Genomic DNA, 9,557 nt, shown 5'->3' with positions numbered 1-9,557 from the left:
GTCTCGAAATCGGCGGTCGCGTTGAGGTCGCCGAGCCAGAAATAGGTCGCGCCCTCGCGGCTGTAGAAGGTGCGATCGGCCTCGCCCGCGCCCGTGTAGCGCGTCGGGTAGTTGTCGTAACCCCAATAGGCGTGATTGTAGAGGGCGCTGCTCGCGGAGTAGCGCATCGTACCCTTGATCGTCCAGACGTCGTCGAGACGGCGGCGGCCGTCCACCGTCAGCGCCCGCGTCGTCGCGTTGAGCTTGTCGAATCCCGGCTCGCCGACGAAAGTGTCGGTGTCGAGATATTTGCCGTCCGGCCCCGGAAGAAGCGTTCCGTAGAGGGAGAGGAACTGGATTTCCGGCGTTATCTTGGTTTTTTCATAGCGACCGATCACCGTGATGTCCGTATCCGTGTCCGGGCGGAAGGTGATCGAGGGCATGAGAAGTCCAGCATCGTCCTTGCCGTAATTGACCTGCGTATCCGAGTCGCGGATCAGCCCGACGAAGCGGCCGAGAATCTTGCCGTCTTCGTCGATCTTGCCCGTCATGTCGAGCGTCGCCTGTTTGCGGTTGTTCGTTCCGTATTCGACGGTGACGCGGCGGCTCGTCTCTTCCTGCGGTCTCTTGCTGACCGCATTGACGATCCCGCCGACCGCGCTCATGCCGTAAAGCGCGCTGGCCGGGCCCTTCAGGATTTCGACGCGCTCCAGCATGTCGATTTCCGGAAGCGTGTCGTTGTAATAGCCATCATTGCCGAATTGCAGCCCGTCGAGATAGGTGGCTGGAGAGAAGCCGCGCACCGATCCCCAATTGCCGCGCGCGTCGACGCCGTAATTGCTGCCGCGCATGCCGGCCGTGTAATCGAAAGTATCCTCGAGCCGCAACGCGCCCTTGTCGGTCATTTGCTGGCGCGTCTCGACCGAAATCGAGCGCGGAATGTCCTTGATCGGCGTGTCGGTTTTCGTGGCGGTACTTGAATCCTGCTGGATCACCGGCCCGAGCGGTCCTTCATTTTCGGTATTGGCCTGCACATTGATCGGCGCCAGCACCGCCGTGCCGCTCTTGGCGTCGGTCGTTGCGGCGGCCTCCTCGGCCTTTGCCGGCTGGATGACCAGCGCGGTGCCGATCGCCGCCAGAAGGCCGGCATATTTCAGCCGCTCCCGCTGCCCGCGCCAAAGAGCCGTGGACGAATATCGCCGATCTCGCATGCTGGAGCCCCCATATTGCGAATAATTCTCACTATCTCCTTTCTAATATTGCGAAAGATTCGCATTATCAACACCTTTCGACCGGCCGGCAGACCGTTTTGCCTGAAAACGAAAACCCGCATGCCGTTTCTCGGCATGCGGGTTCGGCCATACAGATGTTTGAAAAATCGCTCGCGATCAGGCCGGGGTGGCGACCGGCGGATGGAATGTCCTGAGCGACAGGAATCCTATGGCGACGAAGAGCAACAGCGCCGCGCCCTGCGCGATCTGGAAGGGCGGCTCTCCTTGCGTCGGGGCCAGCGCATTGAGCGCCGGAACCTTCAGAAAGAGCTGCACGATCAGCACGAAGACGTTGAGATAGAGCGCCGTCACCGCGCCGACCACATAGACCGGGCGCCAGATGCCGTCGAGATGCCGGCCATAAAGCGCATAGATCGCCGGCGCGAGGATCGCCAGCGACAGAATACCGAAGCCGATCGCCGGCGTGAAACCGTTGAAGGGAAAGAGGAAGCCCGTGACACTGGTCGCCACCGTCGTGGCAAGAAAGATGGCGGTCCAGGCGGCGAGCCCACGACTGGTCAGCAGGCCCCAGGCGACGACGAGGCCCGTGACGATGCCCACCAGACTGATGAGGACATGGATGAAGGTAAAACTCGTCATACCAAGGATCATGATGGTCTCCCCTGTGCGTGATGCAACGCGTCGAAGCCTAGCACCGCTTCGTTCCCGACCGGATGACAATCCTCGTCCTCCGCCCTAGATTGCCCGGCTCGCGAAACCGGAGAGTGAGAATGGCCGAGCCGAGCCGCAGCAAAGACGGAAAGCCCAATGGGACGCCTCGGGCCTGGCAGCGCATGCTGAGCGGGCGCCGTCTCGACCTGCTCGACCCCTCGCCGCTCGACATCGAGATCGAGGACATCGCCCACGGCCTTGCCCGCGTCGCGCGCTGGAACGGTCAGACGAAGGGCGACCACGCCTTCACCGTCGCCGAACATTGCGTGCTGGTCGACGACATCTGCGCGCGGCTGCGTCCGGGCTGGCCCGCGAAGTGGCGGCTTGCGGCCCTCCTCCACGACGCGCCCGAATATGTGATCGGCGACATGATCAGCCCCTTCAAGGCGGCGCTCGGCGTCGACTACAAAGCCTTCGAGCATCGCCTCGCCGCCGCGATCCATCGCCGCTTCGGCCTGCCGCCGGACCTCCCGCACACAGTCGAGGAGATCATCAAACGCGCCGACCGGGCGTCCGCCTTTTTCGAGGCGACGCAGATCGCCGGCTTCGACGACGAGGAGGCGGCGCAAATCTTCAGCCGCCCGCGCGGCCTGACGCCGATCCGGCTGAAGCCGCTCCCGACCCGCGAGGCGCAGGCGCGATTTTTGAAACGGTTTGCGGAACTGAATGGCGAGTGACGCGGCGCCCCCTGTCACCGAATCGTGAAGGCCATACGGCTAGAGTGGCGGCATAGCGCCATTTCAGGGGTGCTTTTCACGAATCTGTGCTATGTTCTGGGCATGATCTACGTAAGCCCCCTCAGCGGCGTCGTCGATGCGATCCGGACCGTCCGCCCTTCCCATCTCGTGAGCCTGCTCGATCCCGAGACGATGATCGACACGCCGGACGGCATCGTCCGCGAGCGGCACCTGCGTCTTTGCGTCAACGATATTGCCGAACCGAACGAGATGCTGGTGAGCCCCAGCGCCGCCCATGTCGCGGATCTCATCGCCTTCATCCGCGGCTGGGACCAGAAGCGTCCGATGCTCGTCCATTGCTGGGCCGGCATCAGCCGCTCGACGGCGGCGGCCTTCATCGCGCTCTGTACACTGAATGAAAACCATCCGGAGGACATGCTCGCCCGCCTCGTCCGCAGGCGCGGCGCTCATGCCCATCCGAACCGGCTGATGGTCCGCATCGCCGACGAACTTCTCGGCCGCGAGGGCCGCATGCGCGACGCCGTCGAGGCGCTCGGCCCGGGCCGCGCCGCCTGGGAGGGCGAGCTATTCTCGCTCCCCATCCATCCGGAGGAATTCGTCCGGGAGCAACCCGCGTCATGACGGCGACAGACCGGCAGCCGTCACCCGCGGAATCCGCCCGCGACGCGATGGCGGGCGCGGACCTCGCGGGCAAGGCGGTCGTCATCGGCCTCAATGCCGCCATCGTCACCGTCTCGGAAGACCAGCCGAAAATTCTCGTGGTGCCGCAGGGAAGCGAGCGCGGGACGAACGCGGCGGGCGACTGGGACGCCTTGCCCTTCGGCCCCTTCGACCCGCTGAAGCATCGTACGCTCGACATCGGCCTTCGCGACTGGGTGCGCGAGCAGACGCATCTGGCGCTCGGCTATGTCGAACAGCTCTACACCTTCGGCGATCGCGGCCGCCATGCGCTCGAGGTCGAGGCGCCGGGCGAGCATGTCGTCTCGGTCGGCTATCTCGCTCTCACCCGCACGCATGACGGCGATCTGTCGGGCGCGGCCTGGCGCGACTGGTACGAGCATTGCCCCTGGGAAGACTGGCGGCAGGGCAAGCCCGCCATCGTCGATCAGGTGATCGCGCCGCTCCTGCGCGACTGGGCCTCGCACCAGGCGGACGCGAGCGATGACGAGCTGACGCGCGGCAAACGCCGCGACCGCATGCGGCTCTGCTTCGGCCTCGACGGCGTGCCATGGGACGACGAGAAGGTGCTCGAACGCTACGAACTTCTTTACGAAGCGGGCCTCGTCCGCGAGGCGGCGCGCGACGGACGGCCGAACGCGATCGCGCGCGGGCGGGCGAGCGACCCCAATCTCGGCCGCCCGATGCAGTTCGACCACCGCCGCATCCTCGCGACCGCGATGAGCCGGTTGCGCGCGAAACTGAAATACCGCCCGGTCGCCTTCGAGCTGATGCCGCCGACCTTCACGCTCTTCGAATTGCAGAAGACGGTGGAAGCGCTGCTCGGGCTCCATGTCCACAAGCAGAATTTCCGCCGCCTCGTCGAAAACGCCGGCCTGGTCGAGCGCACCGGCCGCATGACCACGCGCACCGGCGGCCGCCCCGCCGAACAGTTCCGCTTCCGCCGCGAGGTTCTCAACGAACGCCCCGCTCCAGGCCTGCGCCTCGCACCCTCGAAGAGCCGCGCGAATAGCTGAAAAGAGAAAGGGCCGCGACTTTCATCGCGGCCCCCTTGGTACGCACGTTTACTTCTAATCAGAACTGGACCGACGTCGTCACGCCGAGCATGCGCGGCGCGCCGGCGATATAGGTGCCGGAGCCGAGAGCATCGCCCGAATTTCCGGCGTCGATGACATAGTCCTTGTCCAGAATATTGTTGACGAAGAAGGTGAAGGTCCACGCCTTGTTCGGCGTGATCCAGCCGGTCCGCAGATTGAGCAGACCGAAGGCGTCCTGCGTGTATTCCGGCTGGTTCTTCTCCTCGAACCAGACCTTCGACTTCCAGGTGTAGCTCGGCGTGAAGAAGGCTTCGCCGCCGAAGAGCGGCGCCGTCGTCTGCGCGGCGAGAGAGAGCGTCTGGTCCGGGCTCAGGCGGAAGTGGTTGTTCGCATACCCCTTCATGGCGTCGTCGTCGAAGCGTCCGTGATTGTAGCCGTAGGTCGCGTAGAACTTCAGCCATTCCGTCGCGTTGACGGTCGCCTGGATTTCACCGCCATAGGAGGTCGCACTGCCGACATTGAGAACCGTCGGCGTCAGCGTCGTGGTGCTGACCACCTGATAGTTCTTGTACTTGTAGGTGAAGAGCGAGCCTTCGAGGTCGAGGCGCTTGTCGAAGAGCCGCGTCTTGGCGCCGACTTCGTAGCTGTCGACCGTCTCGTCCTTCAGTTCCTTGAAGCCGTAGAAAGTGCCGGGGAAAGTGCTGACCACCGGCGTGATCACCTGCGGGCGACGGCCGCGCGCATAGCTCGCATAGACATTCGCATTGTCGTCGATCGCATACTTCGCGACGAGACGCCAGGTGAAGCCGGAGAAATCGCCCGACTGCGACTGGTAGGGCGTATTGCCCGCGACAAGCGTCGAGCCCGTCAGCGAGCTCGCGGCGCCCGTGCTGTGTCCCTCGTAGCCGACCGTCTTGTCGTCATGCGACCAGCGCAGACCGCCGGTGAGCGTGAGGTCCTTCACCACCTCGACCGAGAGATCGCCGAAGAGATCGACCGAGCGCGTCGTCGCGGAATTCGTGTATTCCTCGGAATAATAGTCGGAGATCCCTCCCAGGCTGCCGAGCAGCGCCAGCGCGCCTGCGGGAAGAGCGGTCGGGTCGCCATTGTTGAAGGCGGTGGTGAGGCCCGGATAGAACCCGTTCAGAAGATTCCAGTAGCCGTTCAGCGTCGGGTCGAAATTGATCTTGCCGAGCCAGAGCGCGAGTTGCTGCTCGTTGGTCGCGAGCGGCACACGATACGAACCGTCCTCATAGGAGAAGTCCGCGCCGATGAAAGACTTCACCTTCCCCTGCTCGTAGTTGAGGCGAAGTTCCTGGCTGGCCTGCGTACCCCTCGCCTGTTCCGCCGCTTCCATCAGCATGAAGGCGGAGCCGTCGGAATCGAAAACTTCCTTGCTCATGAAACGGCGATAGGCGCTGGTGCCCGAAATCGACAGCGAGTCCGTGAGACCGATCTTCTCGAGCACCGTCGCGCCCCAGACCGAACGGTCGATGCCGAGCGCGCCGTCCTCGAAGCGCGGATCGGCGCTGAGCGAGGCGTAGCTGTAGGGGCTGGTGTCGCCCTTATAGGCCGGGATGGCGCCGCTCTTGAAGCTCGTCCCCGACGGCGTGTCCTTCTGATAGTTCAGGATCAGGTCGAAATTGGTGTCGGCCGAGGCGTCGAAATGGAACGAGCCGCGGATCGCCTTCGTGTCCTTGCCGTTGAGATCGCTTTCGCCACCGCCCGGCAGTTCATTGGCGACATAGCCGTCGCGCTGCTTGATGGTCGCGGCGATGCGGCCGAAGATCTTGCCCTCGACGATGGGCGCGTTGACGACGGCGGTCGCCTCTCGCTGGTTGTAGTTGCCGAAGCCGACCGTGGCCTTGGCGTAAGTGTCGTCCTCGGCCTTGTTCTCGACGAGGTTGATCGCGCCGATGAGTGCGCCGCGTCCGAAGAGCGTGCTCTGGGGACCCTTGAGGACCTCGACACGCTCCATGTCGAAGAGCTCGACCACCGAACCGCGCGAGCGCGAGATCGAAACGCCGTCCTGATAGATCGAAACGCGGGCTTCCGTATTGGAAGACCCGTCATCGGAGGTCAGGCCGCGAATGACGAAGCCCGGATTGTTCGGGCTCTGCTCCTGGACGATGAGGCCCGGCGTATAGGCGGAGAGCGCAGAGAATTCGGTGATGCCCATTTTCTCGAGGAAATCGCCGCTATAGGCCGTGATGTTGATTGGCACGTCGAGATTGCGCTCGGTCCGCTTCTGCGCGGTCACGAGCATTTCCTCGACGTCGCCATAACTGCCGGTGTCGGCCGCGGCCGTCTCTGCCGGCTGGGGCGTCGCGGCGGGTTCGGCCGCCCAGGCGCTGAACCCCACCGAAACGCCAAGCGCGGTACCCGCCAGCAAGCGCGCGGCGAGCCCCATAGCTCGATAATTCATTTGAAACGCCCCCATTTCCATAGCCGGCATGCGCCGGCCGGTCACTGCACAAGGGGCGTGCTGCGTCTGCGAACGCCCCATCACCTTCCGTTAATATATGCATGTGAAGGATAACCTTCATTTGAATGACGAATAGGTGACAGGAATGTCAGTCAGGTGTTTTTTACCCATTCGTGTCCGGCGGATCACACAGGGACCGTCTTTTCGTCGCGGAATCCTTCTCTCTTTCACCCCTTGAAGTTGCGCGTCGTCGCACCTTCATATTCCCTGTTGACCACGGCTAATGCTCAGCCGTAGCATATCGACGGATCGCAACCCGGCCCTGTCAGGAGGTGCCGGTGTTTTTGATCCCAATGATATGCTCAACTAGAGCATAAAGGAGGCAGGGATGGCACTCGCAGGTGAAATGCAGCGCGACACGGCGCGGCCGGCAAAGGTCGAGCCGCGCAAGTTCAAGCCACTCGACATGCCGATGCTCGAATATACGCCGGGCCTCGCGAAGGAAATGGCGCCTCTTTATGAGAAGGTCCGCCACGTCGTGCCCTCGATCGAGTGGCCTTTCTTCGCGCCCTATATCCACGCCATCAACCGTCTGAAGAAGGAGCGCGGCGCGGTCCTGCTCGCGCACAACTATCAGACGCCAGAAATCTTCCACTGCGTCTCCGACATTCGCGGCGACTCGCTGCAGCTCGCCAAGGAAGCGACCAAGGTCGATGCCGATGTGATCGTCCAGTGCGGCGTTCACTTCATGGCCGAGACCTCGAAGCTGCTGAACCCGGAAAAGACGGTTCTCATCCCCGACCACCGCGCCGGCTGCTCGCTGGCGGAATCGATCACGGGCGCTGACGTCCGTCTGCTGCGCCAGAAATATCCGGGCGTGCCGATCGTCACCTATGTCAACACCTCGGCCGAGGTGAAGGCCGAGAGCGACATCTGCTGCACCTCCTCGAACGCGCTGAAGATCGTCGAGAGCTTCGGCACCGACCGCGTGCTCTGCATTCCGGACGAATATCTCGCCCGGAACATCGCGAAGCAGACCAAGGTCAAGGTCATCGCCTGGAAGGGCCATTGCGAGGTGCATGAGCGCTTCACGCCGGAAGAGCTTCGCCAGTACCGTCAGGACGATCCAAACATCGTCATCATCGCGCACCCCGAATGCCCGCCCGAAGTCGTCGCGGAAGCGGACTTCGCGGGCTCGACCAGCGGCATGATCTCTTGGGTGAAGGAGCACAAGCCCGCCCGCGTCGTCATGGTCACCGAATGCTCGATGAGCGACAACGTGGCGGTCGAGGTGCCGGACGTCGAATTCGTGCGGCCCTGCAATCTCTGCCCGCACATGAAGCGCATCTCGCTGAAGACCATTCTCGATAGCCTTGTCTACATGCGCGAGGAAGTGACAATCGACCCGGCCATCGCGGCGCCCGCGCGCCGTGCGGTCGAGCGCATGATCAATCTCGGGAACTGAACTCTCGCCTTCCTCTGGCCCTCCCCCCTTGAGGGGGAGGGTTGGGAGGGGGGTGGGCCGCAAGAAAGAGTCTTTGCGAAGAAGTCCCCCCACCCGATCAGCTTCGCTGATCGACCTCCCCCTCAAGGGGGGAGGTAAAGGAAGATCGGAGCATCTGATGCTCGGCACACAGAATGAAACGGATGCCGGCGACGTTCTCATCGTCGGCGCGGGCCTCGCCGGACTTTTCACGGCGCTGAAGCTCAGCCCGCGTCCGGTCACGGTGCTCGCCGCCGCGCCCATCGGCGACGGCGCATCGAGCGCCTGGGCACAGGGCGGCATCGCCGCCGCCGTCGAAAAGGGCGACACGCCGGAATCCCATGCGGCCGACACGGTGGTCGCCGGCGCCGGCATCGTCGACGAAGAGGTCGCGCTCTCCATGGCGCGCGAGGCGCCGGACCGCATCGCCGATCTCCTCTCCTACGGCGTTCCCTTCGACCGCGATCTCGAAGGCCATCTCGCCGTCGGCCGCGAGGCGGCCCACAGCCACCGCCGCATCGTGCATGTGCGCGGCGACCGCGCCGGCAAGGCGATCATGGAGGCGCTCGTCGCCGCCGTCCGCCAGACCCCTTCGATCCGCGTCATCGAAAACTATTCGGCCTATGAGCTGGCCATGTGCCGAACTCATGGGGCGGGCAAGCGCGTCGCGGGCGTTTATGCGCGCCATGTCGAGACGGGCGAAAGCCTGCTCGTGCGCGCTCGCGCAACGGTGCTGGCTTCGGGTGGCATCGGCCAGCTCTATGCGGTGACGACCAACCCGCCCCAGGCGCGCGGACAGGGCGTCGCGCTGGCGGCGCGCGCGGGCGCCGTGATCGCCGATCCCGAATTCGTCCAGTTCCATCCGACCGCGATCGCCGGCGCGAAGGACCCAGCGCCGCTCGTCACCGAAGCGCTGCGCGGCGAAGGCGCGATCCTGATCGACCAGACGGGCCGCCGCTTCATGCCGGCCATCCATCCGGATGCGGAGCTTGCGCCCCGCGACATCGTCGCCCGCGCGATCTTCCGCGAGATCGCCGCCGGACGCACCGTCTATCTCGACACGCGTGCCGTCGTCGGCGCGCGTCTGCCGGAGAAATTCCCGACCGTCTATGAAAACTGCATCGGCTCCGGCATCGATCCGGTGAAGGACCCGATCCCGGTCGCGCCCGCCGAGCATTACCACATGGGCGGCATCGCCGTGGACGCGAGGGGTCGCTCCAGCCTCGACGGTCTCTGGGCCTGCGGCGAGGTCACCTCGACCGGCGCGCATGGCGCGAACCGCCTCGCCTCGAACTCGCTCCTCGAAGCCATCGT

Annotated in this window: 8 protein-coding genes; 5 read left to right on the top strand and 3 right to left on the bottom strand. The window is 64.3% G+C overall.

The window, feature by feature from the left end; all coding sequences use genetic code 11:
* The coding region (locus VMR03_RS06065; protein ID WP_325403267.1) for a TonB-dependent siderophore receptor at positions 1-1,190 on the bottom strand (1,190 nt) is incomplete at its 3' end.
* Positions 1,191-1,367: 177 nt separating this feature from the next.
* Positions 1,368-1,862, bottom strand: coding sequence for a hypothetical protein (locus VMR03_RS06060; RefSeq protein ID WP_325403266.1), 495 nt, complete (start codon positions 1,860-1,862; stop codon positions 1,368-1,370).
* Positions 1,863-1,981: 119 nt separating this feature from the next.
* Here VMR03_RS06060 and VMR03_RS06055 point away from each other — a divergent pair, with 119 nt between their 5' ends.
* From VMR03_RS06055 to VMR03_RS06045, 3 genes are all read left to right on the top strand, one after another.
* Entirely contained in the window at positions 1,982-2,599 is a 618-nt protein-coding gene (locus VMR03_RS06055) for an HD family hydrolase (RefSeq protein WP_325403264.1), read from the top strand.
* Positions 2,600-2,701: 102 nt separating this feature from the next.
* Positions 2,702-3,241: a tyrosine phosphatase family protein gene (locus tag VMR03_RS06050; protein ID WP_325403262.1), complete on the top strand. Its 540-nt coding sequence runs from the start codon at positions 2,702-2,704 to the stop codon at positions 3,239-3,241.
* Positions 3,238-4,314 carry an NUDIX hydrolase gene (locus tag VMR03_RS06045; protein ID WP_414693149.1) on the top strand — a complete coding sequence of 359 codons (1,077 nt, stop codon included), beginning with the start codon at positions 3,238-3,240 and terminating at the stop codon, positions 4,312-4,314. The genes VMR03_RS06050 and VMR03_RS06045 overlap by 4 nt, the downstream gene beginning before the upstream one ends.
* Before the next feature lie 58 nt (positions 4,315-4,372).
* Here VMR03_RS06045 and VMR03_RS06040 read toward each other — a convergent pair whose 3' ends face one another.
* Positions 4,373-6,760, bottom strand: a complete 2,388-nt coding sequence (locus tag VMR03_RS06040) for a TonB-dependent receptor (RefSeq protein WP_325403260.1) — start codon at positions 6,758-6,760, stop codon at positions 4,373-4,375.
* Between the two features lie 406 nt (positions 6,761-7,166).
* Between VMR03_RS06040 and nadA the strand changes: the two genes are divergently transcribed.
* Together nadA and VMR03_RS06030 are read left to right on the top strand one after the other, a co-directional pair.
* Positions 7,167-8,225, top strand: coding sequence for a quinolinate synthase NadA (nadA, locus tag VMR03_RS06035; RefSeq protein ID WP_414693150.1), 1,059 nt, complete (start codon positions 7,167-7,169; stop codon positions 8,223-8,225).
* A gap of 157 nt (positions 8,226-8,382) precedes the next feature.
* Positions 8,383-9,557 (top strand): L-aspartate oxidase (locus tag VMR03_RS06030; protein ID WP_325403256.1); only part of this gene is annotated, 1,175 nt, incomplete at its 3' end.

It is taken from the genome of Parvibaculum sp., assembly GCF_035511255.1.
Classification (GTDB): Bacteria; Pseudomonadota; Alphaproteobacteria; order Parvibaculales; family Parvibaculaceae; genus Parvibaculum.
This window is presented reverse-complemented; position numbering and strand designations above follow the sequence as displayed.